Source organism: Ensifer soli, from assembly GCF_041928815.1.
Taxonomy (GTDB): domain Bacteria; phylum Pseudomonadota; class Alphaproteobacteria; order Rhizobiales; family Rhizobiaceae; genus JBHFEI01.
Map to the genome: position 1 here is coordinate 51,794 of NZ_JBHFEI010000009.1, position 20,978 is coordinate 72,771.

At 68.3% G+C, this 20,978-nt stretch carries 21 protein-coding genes; 15 read left to right on the forward strand and 6 right to left on the reverse strand.

Features of this window, described 5'->3' with window-relative positions; all coding sequences use genetic code 11:
* From bchF to idi, 15 genes are all read left to right on the forward strand, one after another.
* Complete coding sequence (bchF, locus tag ACEVQ6_RS14790) at positions 1-525, forward strand: 2-vinyl bacteriochlorophyllide hydratase (RefSeq protein WP_374889788.1); 525 nt, start codon at positions 1-3, stop codon at positions 523-525.
* The gene (locus tag ACEVQ6_RS14795; protein WP_374889789.1) at positions 522-1,850 is read left to right on the forward strand and encodes a ferredoxin:protochlorophyllide reductase (ATP-dependent) subunit N; all 1,329 of its coding nucleotides are present in this window, start codon (positions 522-524) and stop codon (positions 1,848-1,850) included. Before bchF ends, ACEVQ6_RS14795 begins: the two co-directional genes overlap by 4 nt.
* Positions 1,847-3,430, forward strand: a complete 1,584-nt coding sequence (bchB, locus tag ACEVQ6_RS14800) for a ferredoxin:protochlorophyllide reductase (ATP-dependent) subunit B (protein ID WP_374889790.1) — start codon at positions 1,847-1,849, stop codon at positions 3,428-3,430. The genes ACEVQ6_RS14795 and bchB overlap by 4 nt, the downstream gene beginning before the upstream one ends.
* Positions 3,402-7,169: a magnesium chelatase subunit H gene (locus ACEVQ6_RS14805; RefSeq protein WP_374889792.1), complete on the forward strand. Its 3,768-nt coding sequence runs from the start codon at positions 3,402-3,404 to the stop codon at positions 7,167-7,169. The genes bchB and ACEVQ6_RS14805 overlap by 29 nt, the downstream gene beginning before the upstream one ends.
* Positions 7,166-8,095 carry a ferredoxin:protochlorophyllide reductase (ATP-dependent) iron-sulfur ATP-binding protein gene (bchL, locus tag ACEVQ6_RS14810; RefSeq protein ID WP_374889793.1) on the forward strand — a complete coding sequence of 310 codons (930 nt, stop codon included), beginning with the start codon at positions 7,166-7,168 and terminating at the stop codon, positions 8,093-8,095. The genes ACEVQ6_RS14805 and bchL overlap by 4 nt, the downstream gene beginning before the upstream one ends.
* Before the next feature lie 28 nt (positions 8,096-8,123).
* A complete protein-coding gene (gene bchM / locus ACEVQ6_RS14815) occupies positions 8,124-8,852 on the forward strand; it encodes a magnesium protoporphyrin IX methyltransferase (RefSeq protein WP_374889794.1) in 729 nt (242 codons plus the stop codon).
* Positions 8,849-10,288 carry a BCD family MFS transporter gene (locus ACEVQ6_RS14820; protein ID WP_374889795.1) on the forward strand — a complete coding sequence of 480 codons (1,440 nt, stop codon included), beginning with the start codon at positions 8,849-8,851 and terminating at the stop codon, positions 10,286-10,288. Before bchM ends, ACEVQ6_RS14820 begins: the two co-directional genes overlap by 4 nt.
* Positions 10,289-10,311: 23 nt before the next feature.
* Positions 10,312-11,088: a photosynthetic reaction center subunit H gene (puhA, locus tag ACEVQ6_RS14825; RefSeq protein ID WP_374889796.1), complete on the forward strand. Its 777-nt coding sequence runs from the start codon at positions 10,312-10,314 to the stop codon at positions 11,086-11,088.
* The gene (puhB, locus tag ACEVQ6_RS14830) at positions 11,085-11,771 is read left to right on the forward strand and encodes a photosynthetic complex putative assembly protein PuhB (RefSeq protein ID WP_374889798.1); all 687 of its coding nucleotides are present in this window, start codon (positions 11,085-11,087) and stop codon (positions 11,769-11,771) included. Before puhA ends, puhB begins: the two co-directional genes overlap by 4 nt.
* 9 nt (positions 11,772-11,780) lie before the next feature.
* Positions 11,781-12,275 (forward strand): photosynthetic complex assembly protein PuhC, encoded by a 495-nt coding sequence (puhC, locus tag ACEVQ6_RS14835; RefSeq protein WP_374889800.1) that lies wholly within the window; start codon positions 11,781-11,783, stop codon positions 12,273-12,275.
* Positions 12,272-12,589, forward strand: coding sequence for a hypothetical protein (locus ACEVQ6_RS14840; protein ID WP_374889801.1), 318 nt, complete (start codon positions 12,272-12,274; stop codon positions 12,587-12,589). Before puhC ends, ACEVQ6_RS14840 begins: the two co-directional genes overlap by 4 nt.
* Positions 12,586-13,695 (forward strand): magnesium-protoporphyrin IX monomethyl ester (oxidative) cyclase, encoded by a 1,110-nt coding sequence (gene acsF, locus ACEVQ6_RS14845; RefSeq protein ID WP_374889802.1) that lies wholly within the window; start codon positions 12,586-12,588, stop codon positions 13,693-13,695. The genes ACEVQ6_RS14840 and acsF overlap by 4 nt, the downstream gene beginning before the upstream one ends.
* A gap of 6 nt (positions 13,696-13,701) precedes the next feature.
* Positions 13,702-14,568 carry a putative photosynthetic complex assembly protein PuhE gene (gene puhE, locus ACEVQ6_RS14850; protein ID WP_374889804.1) on the forward strand — a complete coding sequence of 289 codons (867 nt, stop codon included), beginning with the start codon at positions 13,702-13,704 and terminating at the stop codon, positions 14,566-14,568.
* A 73-nt stretch (positions 14,569-14,641) separates the two neighbouring features.
* Positions 14,642-15,856, forward strand: a complete 1,215-nt coding sequence (gene hemA, locus ACEVQ6_RS14855; protein WP_374889805.1) for a 5-aminolevulinate synthase — start codon at positions 14,642-14,644, stop codon at positions 15,854-15,856.
* Between the two features lie 299 nt (positions 15,857-16,155).
* Positions 16,156-16,707, forward strand: coding sequence for an isopentenyl-diphosphate delta-isomerase (gene idi / locus ACEVQ6_RS14860; RefSeq protein WP_374889806.1), 552 nt, complete (start codon positions 16,156-16,158; stop codon positions 16,705-16,707).
* A 370-nt stretch (positions 16,708-17,077) separates the two neighbouring features.
* Here idi and pufC read toward each other — a convergent pair whose 3' ends face one another.
* The 6 genes from pufC to ACEVQ6_RS14890 form a co-directional block, all read right to left on the reverse strand.
* Complete coding sequence (gene pufC, locus ACEVQ6_RS14865; RefSeq protein WP_374889807.1) at positions 17,078-18,202, reverse strand: photosynthetic reaction center cytochrome PufC; 1,125 nt, start codon at positions 18,200-18,202, stop codon at positions 17,078-17,080.
* 11 nt (positions 18,203-18,213) lie between these two features.
* The gene (gene pufM / locus ACEVQ6_RS14870; RefSeq protein WP_374889808.1) at positions 18,214-19,176 is read right to left on the reverse strand and encodes a photosynthetic reaction center subunit M; all 963 of its coding nucleotides are present in this window, start codon (positions 19,174-19,176) and stop codon (positions 18,214-18,216) included.
* A gap of 13 nt (positions 19,177-19,189) precedes the next feature.
* Positions 19,190-20,035, reverse strand: a complete 846-nt coding sequence (gene pufL / locus ACEVQ6_RS14875; RefSeq protein WP_374889809.1) for a photosynthetic reaction center subunit L — start codon at positions 20,033-20,035, stop codon at positions 19,190-19,192.
* Positions 20,036-20,162: 127 nt separating this feature from the next.
* Positions 20,163-20,360: a light-harvesting antenna LH1, alpha subunit gene (gene pufA, locus ACEVQ6_RS14880; protein WP_374889810.1), complete on the reverse strand. Its 198-nt coding sequence runs from the start codon at positions 20,358-20,360 to the stop codon at positions 20,163-20,165.
* Positions 20,361-20,371: 11 nt separating this feature from the next.
* The gene (pufB, locus tag ACEVQ6_RS14885; RefSeq protein WP_374889811.1) at positions 20,372-20,593 is read right to left on the reverse strand and encodes a light-harvesting antenna LH1, beta subunit; all 222 of its coding nucleotides are present in this window, start codon (positions 20,591-20,593) and stop codon (positions 20,372-20,374) included.
* A gap of 115 nt (positions 20,594-20,708) precedes the next feature.
* Positions 20,709-20,942 (reverse strand): hypothetical protein, encoded by a 234-nt coding sequence (locus tag ACEVQ6_RS14890; protein WP_374889812.1) that lies wholly within the window; start codon positions 20,940-20,942, stop codon positions 20,709-20,711.
* Between the last annotated feature and the right edge of the window lie 36 nt (positions 20,943-20,978).

Here is a 20,978-nt window from a genome sequence, read left to right on the forward strand (position 1 = left end):
ATGGGCAGGACCGGACGATCGGCAGGATACCCCGCCCTCTATACGCAGGAGGAACGGCGCCGCCGCGACGAGAGCGTCTGGACGCTGGTGCAGGGCGTTCTCGCGCCCGTGCAGTTCGTCATCTTCCTCGTCAGCCTCGCTCTCGTGCTCCGCTATCTCGCCACCGGCGAGGGGCTGTGGACCGCCTCCCTCTCCGTCGTGGTCAAGACGCTGGCGCTCTACGCCATCATGATCACCGGAGCGATCTGGGAAAAGGTCGTCTTCGGCCGCTATCTCTTCGCGCCCGCCTTCTTCTGGGAGGATGTCTTCTCGATCCTCGTGCTGGCGCTGCACAGCGTCTATCTCGTCTGCTTCCACCAAGGCCTGCTGGCGCCGGGCGCGCTGATGGCGCTGGCGCTTGCCGCCTACGCCACCTACCTCGTCAATGCCGGGCAGTTTCTCTGGAAGCTGCGCCTGGCCCGGCTTTCCGCACCCGCGGTGTCAAGCCGCACCGGCGGGCTGTCGGTCGCGGGGCGCGCGCCATGAACAAGCCCTTCACCCCCGCAGCCCTCGACGGCGCCTGCGCCAGCCCGCCGGCAGTCGTCAGCGGGATACTCCGCCAGCGCGGCCAGCACGAGGTCTTCTGCGGCCTGACCTCGATCATCTGGCTGCATCGCAAGATGCAGGACGCCTTCTTCCTGATCGTCGGCTCGCGCACCTGCGCCCATCTCATGCAGTCGGCCGCCGGCGTCATGATCTTCTCCGAGCCGCGCTTCGCCACCGCCATCATGGAGGAGCGCGATCTCGCCGGCCTCGCCGACATGCATGACGAGCTCGACCGCGTCGTCGAGCGGCTGCTCGCCCGCCGGCCCGATATCCGCATGCTGGTGCTGGTCGGCTCCTGCCCGTCGGAGGTCATCAAGCTCGATCTCGCGCGCGCCGCCGGACGGCTCGATGCCCGCCACCAGCCGGCCCGCCGGGTCATCGCCTATTCCGGCAGCGGCATCGAGACGACCTTCACGCAGGGCGAGGACAATTTCCTCGCCGCCCTTCTCGCCGACGAGGCGAAGCACGGTAAGGGTCGGACCGCGGACCGCCTCGTCGTCGCCGGCTGCCTGGCCGATGTCGTGGAAGACCAGTTCGCCCGCCTCTTCGCCGCGCTCGGCATCGACGGCGTCCGCTTCCTGCCCGGCCGCAGCGCCACGGAGGGTGTGACGGTCGGCCCGGGCACACGCTACGTGCTCGCCCAGCCCTATCTCGGCGCCACCGCCGCGACGCTGGAAAAGGCGGGCGCGACGCGCATCGACGCCCTCTTCCCGCTCGGCGGCGAGGGCACGCGCGCCTGGCTCGCCGCCATCGCGGATGCCTTCGGGGTGGATCCGGCCCTGTTTGCCGAGGTCGTCGCCAAGCCGATGCAGCGGGCCGCCGAGGCCACCCGTCACTATCGCGACTGGCTTGCCGGCAAGCGCGTCTTCTTCTTCCCCGATTCGCAGCTGGAACCGTCGCTCGCCCGCTATCTGCAGAGCGAACTCGGCGCTGAGATCGTCGAGGTGGGCAGCCCCTATCTGCACCGCGAGCACGTCGCCGGCGAACTGGCGCGCCTCTCGCCCGATGTCCTCGTCAGCGAGGGCCAGGACGTCGATCGTCAGATCGAGCGCTGCCGGGCGGCCGCCCCCGATCTCATCGTCTGCGGCCTCGGCCTGGCCAATCCCTTCGAGGCGGAGGGGCGCGTGACGAAATGGTCGATCGAGTTCGCCTTCACCCCCATCCAGGGTTTCGAGCAGGCGGGCGACCTCGCCGAGCTTTTCGCCCGCCCGCTCATGCGCGCCGCCCTGCTCGATGCGGGCGCGAACCGGGAGCGCCTGTCATGAAGCTCGCCATGTGGACCTATGAGGGACCGCCCCATGTCGGCGCCATGCGCATCGCGGCCTCCATGACCGGGCTGCATTACGTGCTGCACGCGCCGCAGGGCGACACCTATGCCGACCTGCTCTTCACCATGATCGAGCGGCGACCCTCGCGCCCGCCGGTCACCTACACGACCTTCCAGGCCCGCGATCTCTCGGCCTCGACCGCCGACATCTTCCGTTCGGCCTGCCGCGAGGCGGTGGAGCGCTTCGCGCCGCAGGCGCTGATCGTCGGCGCCTCCTGCACGGGCGAGCTGCTGCAGGACGACCCGGGCGGCCTTGCCCGCACGCTCGATCTCGGCCTGCCGGTCATTCCGCTCGACCTGCCGAGCTACCAGCGCAAGGAGCACTGGGGGGCTGCCGAGACCTTCTATCAGGTGGTGCGCGCCTTCGCCGCCAACCGTGAGCGCCCCGGGACGATCGACCCCGTGAGCTGCAACATCCTCGGGCCGACCGCGCTCGGCTTCCGGGTGCGCGACGACGTGACCGAAATCCGCCGCCTGCTCGAAAGCGAGGGCATCGATGTCCGCGTCGTCGCGCCCCTCGGCGCCAGCCCCGCCGACCTCGCCCGCCTGCCGGACGCCGCCTTCAACATCGTGCTGTCGCCGGAGATCGCCACTCCCGCCGCCCAGTGGCTGAAGCGCAGCCATGGCATGCCGATCGTCTCCACCGTGCCGATCGGCATTGGCGCGACCCGCGACTTCCTCGCCGAAGTGCGCGCTGCCGCCGGCCTGCCGCCGCGCCCGCCGGGGGCAGAGGCGGGCCGTGACCGGCTCACCTGGTATGCGCGCTCCGTCGACAGCACCTACCTCACCCGCAAGCGCGTCTTCATCTTCGGCGAGGCGACCCACGCGGTCGCTGCCGCGCGCATCGCCACCGAGGAACTCGGCTTCACGGTCTGCGGGCTCGGCACCTATATGCGCGAATTCGCCCGCGAGATCCGCGAGGCGGCCGCCCTTTACGGCGTGGAGCCGCTGATCACCGACGACCACCTGGAGGTCGAGGACGCGATCATGGCGGCCCGGCCGGAGCTGGTGCTCGGCACGCAGATGGAGCGCCATGTGGCCAAGCGCCTGCGCCTGCCCTGCGCGGTCATCTCCTCGCCCGCCCATGTGCAGGATTTCCCCGCCCGCTATGCCCCGCAAATGGGCTATGAGGGCGCCAACGTGATCTTCGACAGCTGGGTCCATCCGCTGATGATGGGGCTGGAAGAGCATCTGTTGCAGATGTTCCGCTCCGATTTCGAATTCAACGATCACGCCGCCGCCTCGCATCTCCATCCGCATCCGCAATTCGCTCCGGACCCGCGGCCAAAGGCGGTGCCGGACCCGATCACCGCCGCGCGCGCCGACGGCGCCGACAGCGTCGCCGCCGTCGATATCGGCACGCTCTGGACGTCGGATGCCGAGCGGGAACTGAAAAAGGTGCCGTTTTTCGTGCGCGGCAAGGCACGCCGCAACACCGAGACCTTTGCCGCGAGCCGCGGTATCCGGTCCATCACCGTGGAGACGCTGTATGACGCGAAAGCCCATTTCGCCCGTTGACAGCACCCCGGTCCGGGTCGTGCTGGTGACGCTCGACAACCACATCGTGGCGGCGGTCGACGATGCGCGCATGGCGCTGAACGCCGAGATGCCCGGCCTGACGCTCTCCGTCCACGCCGCCACCGACTGGGCCGACAGCCCGGCAAAGCTCGAAGCCTGCCGGGCCGCGATCCGCGCCGGCGACATCGTCATCGTCTCGATGATCTTCGTCGAGGAGCATGTGCGCGCCATCGCCGACGTGCTGGAGGAGCGCCATCGCCTGTGTGACGCCATGGTCTGCTGCATGTCGGCCGGCACCGTCATGAAGTACACGGCCATGGGCCGCTTCCGCATGGGCGAGGAGCAGAAGGGGCCCCTCGCGCTCCTGAAAAAACTGCGCGGGTCGAGTTCGCGCGAGGGCCGCGACAGCGGCAAGACGGCCGGCGAGCGGCAGATGGCGATGCTGCGCCGGCTACCGAAGCTTCTGCGCTTCGTGCCCGGCACGGCGCAGGACGTGCGCGCCTATTTCCTCACCCTGCAATACCGCATCGCCGCCTCGGACGAGAACATCGCCAACATGGTGCGCCTGCTGGTCGGCCGATACGCGCGCGGCGAGCGCAAGACGCTCTCGGGTCGCATCCAGGCGGCCGATCCCGTCGACTATCCCGATGTCGGCCTTTACCACCCGCGCCTGAGGCCGCGCGTGACGACCGACCAGCGGGCCCTGCCGGCGCCGGCGCAGGTCCGCGGCACGATCGGGCTGCTGCTGCTGCGCACCTATATCCTCTCCGGCGACACCGGCCATTACGACAGCGTCATCGCCGCGCTCGAAGCGCGCGGTTACCGCGTCGTTCCCGTCTTTTCGAGCGGTCTCGACATGCGGGCGGCGATCGCCCGCTACATGGACCCGGCCGACGGCGGGGTCGCGATCGACGCGCTCTGCTCGCTCACCGGCTTCTCGCTGGTCGGCGGTCCCGCTTACAGCGATGCGGCCGCCGCCGCCGGCACGCTTGCAGGGCTCGACGTGCCCTATCTCTCGGCCTTCGTCACCGAATTCCAGTCCCGCGAGGTCTGGGCCGCCTCGACGCAGGGGCTGACGCCGATCGAGACGACGCTGATGGTGGCGATCCCCGAACTCGATGGCGCCATCGGTTCGATGGTGATCGGCGGGCGCTCCGATTGCGGCGGCGCGGCGAAGGCCTGCATCTGCGCCCGCGCGCTGGGCGCGTGCCCTGAAGGCCGCGCCTGCATGCATCCCGACGACGAGCGCGTCGGGCTCTTGGCCGACCGTCTGGCCGCGCTCGCGACGCTGCGCCGCTCGGCGCGCGCCGAGCGCCGCCTTGCGATCACCCTCTTCAACTATCCGCCGAACGGCGGCAGCATCGGCACGGCCGCCTTCCTCGCCGTCTTCGAAAGCCTCTACGAGACGCTCCGCCGCCTGAAGGCCGAAGGGTATACGGTCGAGCTTCCGGAAAGCCCGGACATGCTGAAGGCCATGCTGCTGGAAGGCAATGCCGCGCTCGCTGGCACGGAGGCGAATGTCCACGACATCGTCGCCGTGGACCAGCATGTGCGCCGCGAGCGCCATCTCGCCGACATCGAGGCGCAGTGGGGCCCCGCGCCGGGCCGCATCCTCTCCAACGGGCGCGGCATCTTCGTGCTCGGCCGCCAGTTCGGCCATGTGCTCGTGGCGCTCCAGCCCTCCTTCGGCTACGAGGGCGACCCGATGCGGCTGCTCTTCGAGGGGGGCTTTGCCCCGAACCATGCCTTTGCCGCCTTCTACACCTATCTGCGCGACACGTTCCGCGCCCATGCCGTCCTGCATTTCGGCACCCATGGCGCGCTGGAATTCATGCCGGGCAAGCAGACGGGCCTGTCTTCCACCTGCTGGCCGGACCGGCTGATCCGCGACCTGCCGAATTTCTATTTCTACGCCGCCAACAACCCGTCGGAAGGGTCGATCGCCAAGCGCCGCTCGGCCGCCACGCTCGTCTCCTACCTGACGCCGCCCGTCACCCATGCCGGGCTCTACAAGGGGCTGGCGGAGCTGAAGGCGAGCCTCGACCGCTACCGGCAGGCGCTGCCGGAGGCCCTTTCCGAGCGGCAGCGGCTGATCGACCTCATCACCGCCCAGGCCGAGGCGCTGGATCTGGCGCCCGCCACCCCGGTCGATGGCGACGATGCGCTGGTGCGCCATCTCGTGCAGGCGATCACCGAGCTTGAATATGCGCTGATCCCCGATGGCCTGCATGTCGCCGGACGCTGCATGGCGCGCGATGCGCGGCGCGACATGATCGAGCATGTCGCGCGCGGCATGGGCGAGACGGGCCCTGCCCTTGCCGCCATCGCCGAGGCGATCGCCGATGGCGACGAGCGGGCGCTGGCCACCCTCCTGGCCGGGGCGGAGGCATCGTTGCGGGAGCGCGTCGTCACGCTCGTGCGGCTGAATGCGGGCCTTGCCGACAATCGCGAGCTCGACGGGATCGTGCGGGCGCTGGACGGCCGCTTCGTGCCGCCCTCGCCCTCCGGCGACCTGCTGCGCACGCCGGACCTTTTGCCCACCGGCCGCAACATCCACGGCTTCGACCCCTTCGGCATTCCGAGCGCCTTTGCCGTGCAGGATGGCGAGCGGCAGGCCGCGCGCGTCCTCGACCGGTTCCTGAAGACCGAGGGGCGCCTGCCGGAAACGGTCGCCGTCGTGCTCTGGGGCACCGACAATCTGAAGACCGGCGGCGCGCCGCTCGCCCAGGCCATGGCGCTGATGGGCGCCCGACCGCGGCTCGATGCCTATAACCGGGTCTGCGGCGCGACGCTGATCCCGCTCGAGGCGCTGAACCGGCCGCGCATCGATGTGGTGATGACGCTGTCCGGCATCTTCCGCGACCTCCTGCCGATCCAGGCGAGCATGCTGGCGGAGGCGAGCAGCCTCGCGGCCGCCGCCGACGAGCCGCCGGAGATGAACTTCATCCGCAAGCATGCGCTCGCCTATGCCGAGGCCCATGGCTGCGACGTCGAGGCGGCCGCCTACCGGGTCTTCTCCAATGCGAACGGCGCCTATGGCGCCAATGTCAACATGCTGATCGCGTCGTCGGCCTGGACCGACGACGAGGAGATCGCCGAGACCTATACGAGCCGCAAGAGCTTCGCCATCGACCGCAAGGGCAGGACGAGCCAGCAGGCCGAGGTGCTGGATGCCGTGCTCGAGGGCGTCGACATGGCCTATCAGAACCTCGATTCCGTCGAGGTCGGCATCACCACCATCGAGCATTATTTCGACACGCTGGGCGGGCTGACCCGCGCGGTGCTCCGGGCGCGCGGCGAGACCACGCTGCCCGTCTTCATCTCCGACCAGACGCAGGGCGAGGGCAAGGTGCGCACGCTCGGCGAACAGGTGGCGCTGGAGGCCCGCACCCGCACGCTGAACCCCAAATGGTTCGAGGGCATGCTGAAGCACGGCTACGAGGGCGTGCGCCACATCGAGGCGCAGGTGACCAACACGCTCGGCTGGTCGGCGACGACGGGCGGCGTCGAGCCCTGGGTCTACCAGCAGATGACCGAGACCTTCATGCTCGATCCCAAGATGCGAAGGCGGCTCGCCACGCTCAATCCGGCCGCCGCGGCCAAGGTCGCCTCACGCCTGATCGAAGCCCAGGAGCGCCGCTTCTGGGAGCCGGATGCCGAAACGCTGGAGGCGCTGAGGCTTGCCGGCGAGGAACTGGAAGACCGGCTGGAAGGCCTGGTCAGGGAGGCTGCCCAATGAACATCTTCACCCATCCCAAGACGAGCGAACGCGACCTGCGGCTGAAGGCGGCGCTCGGCCGGGGCGAAGACGGGGAAGGCAGCGTGCAGGTCCATCTCGACCCGACGGCCGAGCTCGACGGCGCCAAGGTCTTCGCCATCTACGGCAAGGGCGGCATCGGCAAGTCGACCACCTCGTCCAACCTCTCGGTCGCCTTTTCCAAGCTTGGAAAGCGCGTGCTGCAGATCGGCTGCGACCCCAAGCACGACAGCACCTTCACGCTGACCAAAAGCCTGATCCCGACCGTGATCGACGTGCTCGAAAAGGCCGATTTCCACACCGAGGAGCTTCGCCCCGAGGATTACGTGGTCGAGGGCTATAACGGCGTGCAGTGCATCGAGGCGGGCGGCCCGCCGGCGGGCACGGGCTGCGGCGGCTACGTGGTCGGGCAGACGGTGAAGCTCCTCAAGGAGCATCACCTGCTCGACGACACCGACGTCGTCATCTTCGACGTGCTCGGCGACGTCGTCTGCGGCGGCTTCGCGGCCCCCCTGCAGCATGCCGAGCGCGCCGTGGTCGTCGCCGCCAACGATTTCGATTCGATCTTCGCGATGAACCGCATCGTTTCCGCCATCAAGGCGAAGGCGAAGAATTACGACGTGCGCCTTGGCGGCGTCATCGCCAACCGCTCGCGCGAGACCGACCAGATCGACCGCTACAACGCGGCGATCGGCCTGAAGCGCCTCGCCCATGTGCCGGACTCCGACCATGTGCGGCTGAGCCGCCTGAAGAAGCGCACGCTCTTCGAGATGGGCGACGGCCCGGAAATCCTCGCGATCCAGGGGGAGTACATGCAGCTCGCCGAGCGGCTCTGGGCCGGCGTGCCCGGTCTTTCCGCCGAGCCGATGAAGGACCGGCAGATCTTCGATTTTCTCGGTTACGAATGACGCGGCGGCAGCAGGAAAGCGGATCGACATGAGCCATGCAGACCCCATCGCCGATTACAGGCGCCGCACCGGAGAGATCGAACATTATTTCGATCGCACGGCGCTCGATGCCTGGAAGCGGCTGACCGGCACCGAGCCGGTCGGCGGCATTCGCGCGACGGTGCGCAAGGGCCGCGACACGATGCGCGCCACCCTTATCGACTGGCTGCCGCAGGATCTGACCGGCTGGCGTATCCTCGATGCCGGCTGCGGCTCGGGCGTGCTGTCGCTCGCGCTTCTGGGGCGCGGCGCGGATGTGCTCGGCGTCGATCTCTCCGCGCAGATGGTCGACCACGCGCGCGAGCGCGGCGAGGCGGCCGTGAAGGCGATGGGCGCACGGCCGGGCCGCCTGCGCTTCGAGAGCGGCGACATGCTCGACCCCCGCCATGGCGATTTCGACGCCATCGTCGCCATGGACGTGCTCATCCACTATCGCGCGGCCGATCAGGCCCGCATCCTCGAACAGATGGCGGCGCGCACCGCGCGCCGGCTCCTCTTCACGCTCGCTCCGGGCTCGCGGCTCCTGCGCGCCATGCTGGCGGCGGGCCGCGTCTTCCCGCGCGGCAACCGCGCCCCCGCGCTCTATCCCGTCGCGCCCGATCGCCTCGTGTCCGGCCTCGTCGGCCGTCCCGAGATGGCCGGCTGGGCGGCAGGCCGCAGCGCCCGCGTCTCCATCGGCTTCTACACCTCGCAGGCCATGGAGGTGACGCGCGCATGAGCCGCCTTCTCGCCCATCGCAGGCTCGTCACGGTCTGGCAGAAGCTCAGCACGCGCTTCCTGCCCTTCGCCGATGCCGCGACGGTCGATCTGCCGCTCGGTCGGCTCCTGCGCCTCGCGCTCTTCCAGGTCTCGGCCGGCTGCATCATGGTGCTTCTGAACGGCACGCTGAACCGCGTGCTGATCGTCGAACTCGGCGTGCCCGTCGCGCTCGTCTCCGCCGTCATCGCCATTCCCGTGCTGGCGGCACCGCTGCGCCTCTTCTTCGGCTACCGGTCCGACACCTACCGCTCCGTGCTCGGCTGGCGGCGCGTGCCCTATGTGTGGATGGGCAGCATGCTGCAGTTCGGCGGCCTGGCGATCATGCCCTTCGCGCTGCTCCTCCTGCAATCCCAGACCGTCGGGCCGGAATGGGCCGGTGCGGCCGGCGCCGCGCTCGCCTTCCTGCTCTGCGGCTTCGGCCTGCACATGGCGCAGACCGCCGGCCTGGCGCTCGCGAGCGATCTCGTCCCGAAGGACAGGCGCCCGCGCGTCGTGGCGCTGCTCTATCTCATGCTGCTCGCCGGCATGATGGCGGCGTCGGCCTTCTACAGCGTGGCGCTCACCGACTTTACCGCCGTGCAGCTCATCCAGGTCATCCAGGGCACGGCCGTCCTCACGCTGGCGCTGAACGTCGTCGCCATGTGGAAGCAGGAGCCGCGCAATCCGCGGCTGACGGCGGCGGACCGCACGGTGCCGGGCTTCTTCGAGGCGCTTTCCGCCTATCGCCGCGATCCCGGCGTCACCCGCCTGCTCGTGGCGGTCGCCATCGGTTCCATGGCCTTTTCCATGCAGGATATCCTCCTGGAGCCCTATGGCGGCGAAATCCTCGGCATGCCGGTCGGCCGCACCACGCTGCTGACGGGCCTGTGGGCCGCCGGCGCCATGATCGGCTTCACGCTCGCCGCCCGCAGCCTGCAGCGCGGCGGGCAGGTCTATCGCATCGCGGCGCGCGGCCTGCTGATCGGCATTGCCGCCTTCAGCGCCATCATCTTCGCCGAACCCATGGCCTTCGACGGGCTCTTCTATGTCGGCGCCGCCGCGATCGGGCTCGGCAACGGGCTTTTTTCGGTCGGCACGCTGCTGGCCGCCATGGCGATCTCGCGCCGGGCCGACAGCGGCGTCGTCGTCGGCGCCTGGGGCGCGGTGCAGGCGACGTCCATCGGGGCGGCGCTCCTGATCGCCGGGGTCATCAAGAACCTCGTCAATGCGCTGGCGCTCTCCGGCGCGCTCGGCACGGCGATGCTGACGCCCGCGTCCGGCTACCTCGTCGTCTACGGCCTGGAGGTCGTGCTTCTGTTCTTCTGCCTTGCGGTGATCGGCCCCCTGTGCGGCGCCCGCCATGGCCATGTGGATCGCAATGAAACCCGTTTCGGCCTGGCGGAAATGCCCGGCTGACAGACATCCTTGGGGAGGCAAACATGACCGGATCTCTCGTCGGCAGCATGGACGTGGCGCAGGTGGTGCTCTACGCCTTCTGGCTCTTCTTTGCCGGGCTCGTCTGGTATCTGCGCCAGGAGGATCGCCGCGAAGGCTATCCGCTGGAGGAGGACGCCACGGGCCGCTACAACAAGCATCCCTTCCTCTTCGTCCCGCCGAAGAAGACCTTCGTGCTGCCCCATGGCCAGGGCACCCATTCCGTCCCGGACTTCGTGCGCGACACGCGCCCGCTTGCGGCCCGCCGCATCGCGAAAGCTCCGGGCTCGCCGATCGAGCCCGTCGGCAATCCGCTGCTGGCCGGCGTCGGCCCCGGCTCCTGGGCCGAGCGCGCCGAGCGGCCCGACATGACCGCCCATGGCGAGGCCCGCATCGTGCCGCTGCGGGTCGCGCCCGGCTTCGGCATCGCCGAGGGACAAAAGGATCCGCGCGGCCTTGTCGTCGTCGGCTGCGACCGGGCGGTCGCCGGCACGGTCACCGATGTCTGGGTCGACCGCTCCGAGCAGCTGCTGCGCTACTACGAGGTGACGCTGGAGGGGGGGGCGCGCAGCGTTCTCCTGCCGAACAATTTCGTCGTCTTCAAAACCGTGCGCGGCCGCCGCCAGCTTTATGTCCACGCGCTGACATCGGCGCAGTTCGCCGACGTGCCGGCGACCGCCGCGCCCGAGACGATCACGCTGCGCGAGGAAGACCGCGTCGTCGCCTATTTCGGCGCCGGCCTGCTCTACGCGACCAGCGCCAGACAGGAGCCGCTGCTGTGAAACAGTTCGTCGTCCGCGAGCATGAGATCGAGCCGGTGCCGGGCCTGCCGGGCGCGCTTCCGGCCGGCGAGCGCATTCTCTGGCAGGGGCGCCCCAGCGCCCGGCTGGTCGCCCGCCACAGCCTGAAGAATGTCTATCTCGCCGCCTATTTCGTCGTTCTCGCGCTCTGGGCCGTGGCCGCCGGGCTCTCGGACGGCCAGCCGGCCGGCGGCATCCTCTTCGCGGTCGCGGTGCTGACGGCGATCGGCGCGGTGCTGATCGGCCTCGTCGAGCTCTTCGCCTGGGGCGTCGAGCGCACGACGCTCTACACCATCACCTCGGAGCGTCTCGTGATGCGCTTCGGCGTGGCGCTCTCCATGACGCTGAACCTTCCCTATCGCCAGATCAATGCCGTCTCCATGGTCGAGCGGGGAAAACGCGGCGGCTCGATCGCGGTCGCGCTGCTGCCGGGTCATCGCCTCTCCTGGCTGGTACAGTGGCCGCATGTGCGCGGCTGGCGCTTTTCCGAGCCGCAGCCGGCGCTGATCTGCCTGGAGGATGCGGCCGGCGTCTCCGAGGTCCTGGCGCGGGCCGTCATCGCCTTCCGCAACAGCCACATGGCGGCCGGCCTTGCCCGCCCGGCCGCGCCGGTCGCCGTTTCGCCCGGCTACGTCGCCGGCGGCCATGCCGCGGCGGCGGAATAGGAGGACGTCATGGGATCGGCCCTCAGCCTCGGCTATCTCGACACGCGTCGCTCAGGCAGGACGGCGCGCATTCCCGCGCCGCTGATCGCCGCCGCCCTCGGCCTGCTGGTCTTTGCGACCGGCGCCGTGCTCTTCGGCCAGACGACCGGCCGCGGCGTGGTCAGGGTCGACAACGGCCGGGCGATGGCCGTGCGCGACATTGTTCTCGGCCGGGCCGACGGCGATGTCGTGACCGTCTCCGATGCCGTAACCGGCGAGACGATCGCCCGCTACCAGCCCGACACCGGCGGCTTCGTGCGCGGCTCGCTGCGCGCCTTCGAGCGCATGCGCCAGGTCTCGGCCGTGCCCGTCGCGACACCCTACCGCCTCATCCGCTGGGAAAGCGGCCATGTCAGCCTGTCGGATACGGCGACCGGCGAACGCATCACGCTCGAAGCATTCGGCCGGGACAATGCGGCATCCTTCGCCGCGCTCCTCGGCAACCAAGGAGGAGCCCGCCCATGATGTCGCCCCTTTCCGCGCTCTTTGCCCTGATGCGCCGGCGCGAGGACGTCGACTGTACCGTGGAGATCAACAACACCTTCGAGGCGCTGGGCGCGCATCTGCGCTTCGACAACGGCGTGATCGTGCATCCCGGCGACGAGGTGCAGGTCCACGGCGCGCCGGTGCAGATCCCCTACGGCCAGTGCAGGAGCTTCCGCCGCAGGGCGACGATCACGCGCGCCGGCGCGCTGGAGCGGGCCTGGACCCGCGCCACCGGCGATCTCGACATGATGGAACTGTGCGAATTCAGCTTCACGGAGAGGGCCCTGTCATGAACAACCACGTCCCGAGCAGCGACCTGCAGGACCACGAGCCGGCCATCGAGGAGCGCCTCGCCGGCGTCAACGACACGACGCGCAGCGCGCTGGTCTCCACCATGCTGACGCCGCGCTTCTATACGACCGATTTCGAGGAGATGGACCGGATCGATGTCGAGCCGGTGCGCGCCGAATGGGACCAGCTGATCGCGCAGATGAAGAGCGATCCCAATCGCGGCCACTTCAAGCGCAATGCCAACTGGGACGATATCGACATCGAGGCGCTGCCCGACGGCCTGCGCGAGGAGTTCATCGATTTCCTCGTCTCCTCGCTCACCTCGGAATTTTCCGGCTGCGTGCTCTACAAGGAGATGAAGCGGCGCGGCAAGAACCAGGAGATCTGCGAGCTCTTCGGCTACATGAGCCGCGACGAATCCCGCCATGCCGGCTTCATCAACGATGCGCTCAAGGATTTCGGCATCGGCGTCAACATGGGCTTCCTCGCCCGGGCGAAGAAATACACCTTCTTCAAGCCGAAGTTCATCTATTACGCCACCTATCTCTCCGAGAAGATCGGCTATGCCCGCTACATCACCATCTTCCGCCATCTGGAGAAGCATCCCGAACAGCGCTTCCACCCGATCTTCAAATGGTTCCGCGAGTGGTGCAACGACGAGTTCTCCCATGGCGAGGCCTTCTCGCTGATCATCCGCTCCGACAAAAAGCTGATGCACGGCGTCAACGCCTACTGGATCAAGTTCTTCCTGCTCGCCGTCTTCGCGACCATGTATGTGCGCGACCACATGCGCCCGGCCTTCCACGCAGCCCTCGGCGTCGACATCGACGATTACGACATGCGCGTCTTCCGCCTGACGTCGGAAATCTCGCGCCAGTGCTTCCCGCTGGTGCTCGATCTCGACCATCCGGCCATGCGCGCCGGCTTCCGCCGCATGGAGCGCATCAACCGCAAGATCATGGCGACCAATGCCGCCGGCGGCATCGGCGGCCGGCTGCGCAAGGGCGTCTGGACGCTCGCCGCCGCCGCCAATTTCGTGCGCATGTATGCGATCCCGACTAAGAAGAACGCCATTCCCGCCACCTCGCGCCTGCAGCCGGTCTGGTAGGCGGCCATGGCGTTCTCGCACCCGCTAGTCGTCGTCCTCGTCGCCATCGGCGTCTGGTGGCTGTCCACCGGGCTGGTGCTGGCCATGGTCAACCGCACGGAGCGGGGCGGCTGGCGCGCGCGCCAGGTGCTGCCGGTGATGACGCTTGCCGGCGGGCTCGGCGTGGCGCTGATGGTCTTCGGGGGCGCGGAGCGGACCGCGCTCGGCTCCTATGCCGGCTTCTTCGGCGCGCTGCTCGTCTGGGCCTGGCACGAGGCGGCGTTTCTCACCGGCGCGCTGACGGGCCGGCGCACCGGCGAATGCCCGCCGGGGCTGACGGGGCTGAAGCGCTTCAGGGCCGCCTTCGAGGCGGTCTGCGACCACGAGATCGCCATCCTCGTCACCGCGCTTGCCCTCTATCTGGTGCTGCACGGGGCGGAGAACCGTTTCGGGCTTGCCACCTTCGGCCTGCTCTGGGGCATGCGGATTTCGGCCAAGCTGCTGATCTTCCTCGGCGCGCCGCATGCCGTCAGCGAGCTGATGCCGCGGCCCGTCTCGCATCTCAAGAGCTATTTCAAGACCGACCGCGTCGCGCCGATCTTCCCGCTGCTGATGGCGGCGGCGGCCGGCCTCTTCGTGGTGCTGGTGGTGGCTGCCGCGAGCGCCAGCGAGGTCCATTCGTTGGTCGGCCACATTCTTCTGGCGAGCTTCATGGCGCTCGCCATTCTCGAACACCTGATCCTCGTGCTGCCGGTGTCGGACACGGCGCTGTGGCGCTGGGCCATGCCGCGCGGCAAGGCCGAGAGGACGCCTGCCGTCTTGGCGTCGGCGCGGGAAACACAGGCACAGACGGCGGCCGTCCCGGTGGCCGGCGTCACACCGGAACGACTTTGAGGGAACCGCGCCCGGGCTCCGCGCGAAAAGCGGCCGCGGGCACGGGTCGGACATGACAGGGGAGGAATGGCAGATGGACGTCAACCAGCACATGGCAAGGGCTCTGGACGAGCTGCGCACCGCCGGCAACTATCGCATCTTCGCGGAGCTCGAACGCCAGTGCACGGCGTTTCCGAAGGCCAGCATCCATACGGCCGGGGGGATCGGCGAGGTCACTGTCTGGTGCTCGAACGACTATCTCGGCATGGGCCAGAACCCGGTCGTCACCGATCGCATGATCGAGATCATCCGCAAGTGCGGCGCGGGTGCCGGCGGCACGCGCAACATTTCCGGCTCCAACCACCATCACGTACTCCTGGAGCGCGAGCTTGCCGACCTGCACGGCAAGGAGGCAGCGCTGATCTTCACCTCCGGCTATGTCTCGAACTGGGCCGCACTCGGCACGCTGCTGGCGAAGATCCCCGGCATCATCGTCTATTCCGATGCGCTGAACCACGCCTCGATGATCGAGGGCATCCGCGCGTCGGGCTGCCCGCGCCGCATCTTCCGCCACAATGATTACCGGCACCTGCGCACGCTGATGGCCGCCGACGATCCGGCCGCCCCGAAGCTGGTCGCCTTCGAATCCGTCTATTCGATGGATGGCGATATCTCGCCGATCCGCGAGATCTGCGATGTCGCCGACGCATTCGGGGCGATGACCTATCTGGACGAGGTGCATGCCGTCGGCATGTACGGCCCGCGCGGCGACGGCGTCGCGGCGCGCGAGGGGCTGATGGATCGCCTGACGGTGATCGAGGGCACGCTCGGCAAGGCCTATGGCGTCATGGGCGGCTATATCGCAGCGTCTGCGACGCTCGTCGACTTCGTCCGTTCCTTTGCCTCGGGCTTCATCTTCACAACCGCCATTCCCCCGGCACTGGCGGCGGCCGCCACGGCCTCGATCCGCCATCTCAAGGAAAGCCAGGTGGAGCGGGAGCAGCACCGCGCCGCCGTCGCCAAGGTGCGCGCGGCGCTCGACCGGCGCGGCATTCCGCACATGGCCAATCCGAGCCACATCGTCCCCGTGATGGTCGGCAATGCCGCCAAGTGCAAATGGATCTCCGACGTGCTGCTCAACGATTTCGGCATCTATGTGCAGCCGATCAACTATCCGACGGTGGCCGTCGGCACCGAGCGGCTGCGCATCACGCCGACGCCGCTGCACAGCGACGCCGACATCGATCATCTGGCCGCAGCGCTCTGTTCGCTCTGGTCGCAATGCGCGCTCGCCCGCAGGGTGGCGTGAGGCCGACAGGGGCCCTGCGCCGAAAAGACAGGCATGAGCGGCCGAGCCCCGAGGCGTGTCGCGCTCTTTCCGTGCCGCGCCTTATGCTTCGGATCTCCGGTCGGGAAAGCCGGAGTCCGCGCGATCGCCGATCCATCTCGCGCAAGGTCCGTTAAAACCGCCTCAGCGGCCTTGCGTCGGGCCGAGAGAAAACAGACAGACGGATGATGTCCGGCGATCCGGGTTTGACCGGAGACGCGCCCCTCCCTTCCGGACGCTCGGGACGACGGGCCGGACGATCGACACGACAGGTGAGACCCATGCCGCGTTCTGAAGCCCCCGTCCTCATCCCCGCCGTCGCCGGCGACGGCTCGCTGTACCCGATCGAGAAGATGAAGGCGCATGTGGACGGGCAACTGCATCTCGCCGTCTCGGTCTTCGTCTTCGATGGCGAGCACCTGCTGCTGCAGCGCCGGGCGCAGGCGAAATATCATTGCGGCGGGCAATGGGCGAACACCTGCTGCACCCACCCCCACTGGCGCGAAACGCTGGACGCCGCCGCCGGCCGCCGGCTGACGGAAGAACTCGGCGTCACGCTTCCGCTCGTGCGCCATGTCACCGTCGATTACGCCGCCGATGTCGGCAACGGGCTCAGCGAGCATGAGCGCGTCACCCTCTTCAGCGCGGTGGCCGACCGCGCCACGCTCGCCCTAAGCCCGGACCCGTGCGAGGTCTCCGAGACCCGCTGGATCACCCGCGCCGACCTCATGACGGAGATCGCCGCGACACCGGAGCGGTTCACGCCCTGGCTCGGCATCTACCTCGCCCGCTTCCCCGGCCTGCATTTCCCGTCCACCCGGCTGGCGGGTTGAAAAGGGCCTTCATAGGTCGTGACGGGCCGTGATGCGATTGTCCGCGCGATCCCGTGACGGCATCGCGCGCGGACGGATCGCCCGGGGGAAAACCACATCGATCCCATGTCTTTGAAAGGCTCTGTCGCGAGGTGGCCCAGCGTGCCACGGAGACTGACTTTTCAACGCCGAATTCGGCACGCCGGCCGCGGCGTCGAGGCGAAGGCCGGGATCGCGACGGCCGGTCCTTCGACCTTCCCGGCGAGGACGGGCGCCGCAAGCGCACGGTCTGCCCCCCGCCCGGCATTTGCGAAACCGAAAGACGAAACGTCGGCCGCGCCTGCCATGGCAGGCGCCGCCGACAGATCCGTTGCGGCGCGCGGCCGCCCCGTCAGTTCGTCGCTGCCGGCGCCGGGGGCGTCGTTACGGCGTCGACGCCCATGACCTGGGTCTTGCCGGGCTCGTATGTGGTATAGTCGGGCACGGCGGTGCCGCCCTTCTTGCCGAGCGCATCGACGTAATCCTTCAGCATGGAGACGCCGTAGAGCGGCTTCTGCACGCCGTTGTGGCAGGTGCCGCAGCCGACCTTCAGCACGTCGCCTTCCGGTCCCTTGCGGTTTGCGGGGAAGACGGGGGCGAGACCGGTGATGTAGGTGGCGTTGATGTCGCGGGCCATGCGGATGCCGTGCCAGGCGGTGACGCGCTGCGGCGGGCTCTGGTCCCAGTCGTTGAAGGCGCGCGAATTGTGGCAGGTGACGCAGTTGACGCCGAGCGATTCCGACATGTGGATCATCAGCGACCAGGTCTTCTCGGTCTCCTTCACGCCCGCGGTGGTCGTGCCGCCCGGCAGCGCCGTGGTGGCGTGGACGCGGATCGGCTCGCTGCCGAGGAGATAAGAGGCGAGCGCGTTCTGCGGCAGCGAGGTATTGCCGGCCAGCGCGGAGGCGACGTTCTGGCCGGCGCGGTCCTGCGTCATGTTGCCGGCCGGTTTCGGCTCGAGGCTGGTACTCCAGACCTGGGCCGGAACCGCATTGCCGCGGTGACAGGTGTAGCAGGTGACGCCGGTGGCGCCGACATGCGGCGTCCAGTCCACGTTGATCGCCTGCGTCATCTGGATCATGCGCCGCGCCACGACCTTGGTGTAGATCTCGTCGGACGCCATGTTCTCGGGATTGTGGCAGTAGTTGCAGCCCTGTTCCTCGGGTGCGATCCAGGCGGTGATGGAGGCCATGACCTGGTTGAACTGGTCATCGGAGAGCTCGCCGAGAACCTGGACGTTCTGGTAGAGGTCCTTGGCCTTTTCGCCGGAGGGATCGGGCTCCCACGGCGCCGCCGGCACGACGTTCGCGGCCTTCAGCGCCTCCTGGGTCTCGATGTCCCTGTGGATGACCATGCCCGTGCCGCGATAGCCGAGCTGGGTCGATTCCACCGGCGGCGCATCCCAGCCGGCGCCGACGAAGCTTGCGATGGCCAGAAGCGTTCCGGCGGAAACGGCGAAGGGAATCCAGAGTTTCATCGTCGTTCTCCTTAGAGCGCCGGATCGACGACGCCGGGCCAAAGGCGCGGCAGCGGCGAGACGAGGCCGTGATTGACGCCCCACAGGTACCAGTTGTCGACCACCGTGCCGGTGAGCAGGATGCCGATGCCGCCCGTCAGCGGGGTCAGGATCGCGAACCACCAGGCCCAGCGGTGCACGGATTCCATCGTGGCGTTGAAGCCCATGGTCCAGCGCCAGAAGAGGGCGGCGCGCTCCGAGGCCGTGCCGCGGTCGGTGATCTGCTCAAGCTCCCGCTCGCCGCCATATTTGCCGACGGCGAGGATCGTCGCGCCGTGCATGGCAAAGAGCAGGACCGAGCCGTAGAGGAAGACGATCGAGAGGCAGTGGAACGGGTTGTAGTAGAGATTGCCGTAGCGGATCGAGAAGGCGGCGGTCCAGTCGAGATGCGGGAAGATGCCGAAGGGCACGGCTTCGGAGAAGTTGCCCATCAGAAGCGGCCGGATGAAGCCGAGCACCAGGAAGAGCCAGATGGCGGAGGCGAAGGCCCAGGCGACGTGCATGCCGAGTTCCAGCTGCCGGGCGCGGCGGTAGATGCGCACCCACCAGAGGATGACGGACATGGTCAGGAAGAAGCCGGCGATCAGCCACCAGCCGCCTTCGGCCAGCGGCGGGAGCACCTTCAGCCCGTATTTCGCCGGCGGCGGCTCCAGCCCCAGCCAGAAGAGCTGGCGCACGAACTGGATCGGATCCCAGCCGACGGAGGCCCACATGTTGAGGCCGATGATCTCGAAGGCGATGAAGCCGAAGACCAGCGAGAGCGTGCCGAGATAGCCGAGATAGATCGGGCCGATCTGCGCATTGCCGATGATGCCGAACAGGCGGACGAAGAAGGCCTTGCCGGTGCGCGCACTGTCGCCGCGCGGCAGCGGCATCCCCTCCTCGATCGGGCCTGAGATCTGGATGGGCGTGATGATGTTCTGATATTGCGCCATGACGGTTTCCCCCTCACTTCCAGATCGGCAGTTCGAGCCACCAGTTCCACCATTCCGGCCAGCCGCGATTCCAGAAGGGGCCGCTGATGACGATGCAGACCGCGCTCCAGAAGCCGGCATTCAGCGCCAGGATCAGGCCGAGGCGGTGGATGCCGAGCGTGCCGATGGAATAGCCGATGATGTCGCGGAAGAAGGTGTCCTCGTATTCCGGCGTCTTCACCTCGGCCTGCTTGCCGGGCGCGTCGCGCGAGGCGCCGGGATTGGCCGCCGACAGGATGAGGCCGCCATGCAGGGAGAGCGCAAATGTCGTCGTGAAGAAGAACGACACCGCGATCATATGGGCCGGATTGTAGTGGAAGTGCAGATACTGGTAGCCGACGTTCGACACCCAGTCGAGATGGCTGAAGATGCCGTAGGGGAAGCCATAACCCCAGGCGCCGAGCAGCAGCGGGCGGACGACGACCAGCGTCGTATAGGCGAGAATGGCGAAGGAGAAGGCGAAGGGCACGTGATAGCCCATGCCGAGCTTGCGGCAGATTTCCACCTCGCGCAGCGCCCAGGACGAGAAGGCGCCGAGCGCGCAGACGGTGATGATCTGCCAGAGCCCGCCTTCCTTCAGCGGCGCCAGCGCCAGGCCGTAGGAAATGTCGGGCGGCGCGATCGAGATCTGCCAGATGTTCCAGGTCGGGCCGATGGCCGCGCCATAGACGATGAGCGCGGTGCCCAGAATGGCGAAGAAGGCCGTGGTGACCCCGAAAAAGCCGACATAGAAGGGCCCGACCCAGAAGTCGAACAGGTCGCCGCCGATCAGCGTGCCGCCGCGCACGCGGTATTTGCGTTCGAAACTCAGCAGCGCCATCAGGTTCCTCCTCGGGCCGTCCGCAGGTGTTTGGCGGTCGCCGCCGCGGTATCGCGGGGCGTCTCAGCCTTGTGTCCGGCGGCGGGCGGGGCCATGGTGGCCGGCCGCGCCCGCTGCCCTCTCGGGTTCAGCCGATGAGCCGCTGATCCTGATCGCTGCCGAGCGTGTGTTCGATCGCGCTGGTCTTTAAGGGCTTGCCCTCAAGCCAGTTGAACCGGTCCGTGCTCAACAGGATGAAATGGATCAGAATGGCGAGCGTGAACAGGAAGACGGACAGTGCGACCAGCGCCTTGCGCGGATCGAACATCAGCCAGATTCTCCACATCGTCGCTCTCCTCAGGCCAGCATCGGCAGAAGCGCCTGGGCCGACTGGTTCATGTGTTCAAGGAACACATACCCTTCCGGCCCCGGGATCCAGGGACGCCACATCCAGACCAAGATGTGCGCGACGATGGCAATCGCCGTGAACATCAGGAAACCCTGGATGAAGAGCCCGTGGAACTCGCGCGCTTCGCTTTCGGTCAGACCCGAAAGTGAAACACTCGATGGATCAGCCATCAAACGCACCTCCTAGCCTCGAATACCGCGGCACCCCCGCGGCGGGGTTCCGGCATGCCGCGAACGGCCGGTGCCGGTGTCTCGGCGGTGTCGAGAACACCGTCGAAGCGAAAGGTCATGCGTGAAACGCATAACCGACGGCCGCATAGGCCGAGGCGCTGGCCTCGGCGAAGACCGATTGTCCGGATGTTGCGCTCCTGCCGGTGGCAAGCGCGGCCCCGCGCCGCGCCAGCGCCGCCGCAAGGCAGAGCGGATAGGAAATCAGGAAGAGCTGCCGCATCTCGTGGCGCTCGGCGCGCCGGTCGATATGGAAACGTCCGGCCGTTCCGACGGTTGTCGTCTGGGGCATCGCATGTCCTCCTAAAGGCCCGTCGGGCCATGGTGT

Excerpts from the sequence above, each read along its gene's own strand:
- bchF (WP_374889788.1), top strand. The coding sequence starts at position 1 with ATGGGCAGGACCGGACGATCGGCAGGATACCCCGCCCTCTATACGCAG.
- ACEVQ6_RS14795 (WP_374889789.1), top strand. The coding sequence starts at position 522 with ATGAACAAGCCCTTCACCCCCGCAGCCCTCGACGGCGCCTGCGCCAGC.
- bchB (WP_374889790.1), top strand. The coding sequence starts at position 1,847 with ATGAAGCTCGCCATGTGGACCTATGAGGGACCGCCCCATGTCGGCGCC.
- ACEVQ6_RS14805 (WP_374889792.1), top strand. The coding sequence starts at position 3,402 with ATGACGCGAAAGCCCATTTCGCCCGTTGACAGCACCCCGGTCCGGGTC.
- bchL (WP_374889793.1), top strand. The coding sequence starts at position 7,166 with ATGAACATCTTCACCCATCCCAAGACGAGCGAACGCGACCTGCGGCTG.
- bchM (WP_374889794.1), top strand. The coding sequence starts at position 8,124 with ATGAGCCATGCAGACCCCATCGCCGATTACAGGCGCCGCACCGGAGAG.
- ACEVQ6_RS14820 (WP_374889795.1), top strand. The coding sequence starts at position 8,849 with ATGAGCCGCCTTCTCGCCCATCGCAGGCTCGTCACGGTCTGGCAGAAG.
- puhA (WP_374889796.1), top strand. The coding sequence starts at position 10,312 with ATGACCGGATCTCTCGTCGGCAGCATGGACGTGGCGCAGGTGGTGCTC.
- puhC (WP_374889800.1), top strand. The coding sequence starts at position 11,781 with ATGGGATCGGCCCTCAGCCTCGGCTATCTCGACACGCGTCGCTCAGGC.
- ACEVQ6_RS14840 (WP_374889801.1), top strand. The coding sequence starts at position 12,272 with ATGATGTCGCCCCTTTCCGCGCTCTTTGCCCTGATGCGCCGGCGCGAG.
- acsF (WP_374889802.1), top strand. The coding sequence starts at position 12,586 with ATGAACAACCACGTCCCGAGCAGCGACCTGCAGGACCACGAGCCGGCC.
- puhE (WP_374889804.1), top strand. The coding sequence starts at position 13,702 with ATGGCGTTCTCGCACCCGCTAGTCGTCGTCCTCGTCGCCATCGGCGTC.
- hemA (WP_374889805.1), top strand. The coding sequence starts at position 14,642 with ATGGACGTCAACCAGCACATGGCAAGGGCTCTGGACGAGCTGCGCACC.
- idi (WP_374889806.1), top strand. The coding sequence starts at position 16,156 with ATGCCGCGTTCTGAAGCCCCCGTCCTCATCCCCGCCGTCGCCGGCGAC.
- pufC (WP_374889807.1), bottom strand. The coding sequence starts at position 18,202 with ATGAAACTCTGGATTCCCTTCGCCGTTTCCGCCGGAACGCTTCTGGCC.
- pufM (WP_374889808.1), bottom strand. The coding sequence starts at position 19,176 with ATGGCGCAATATCAGAACATCATCACGCCCATCCAGATCTCAGGCCCG.
- pufL (WP_374889809.1), bottom strand. The coding sequence starts at position 20,035 with ATGGCGCTGCTGAGTTTCGAACGCAAATACCGCGTGCGCGGCGGCACG.
- pufA (WP_374889810.1), bottom strand. The coding sequence starts at position 20,360 with ATGTGGAGAATCTGGCTGATGTTCGATCCGCGCAAGGCGCTGGTCGCA.
- pufB (WP_374889811.1), bottom strand. The coding sequence starts at position 20,593 with ATGGCTGATCCATCGAGTGTTTCACTTTCGGGTCTGACCGAAAGCGAA.
- ACEVQ6_RS14890 (WP_374889812.1), bottom strand. The coding sequence starts at position 20,942 with ATGCCCCAGACGACAACCGTCGGAACGGCCGGACGTTTCCATATCGAC.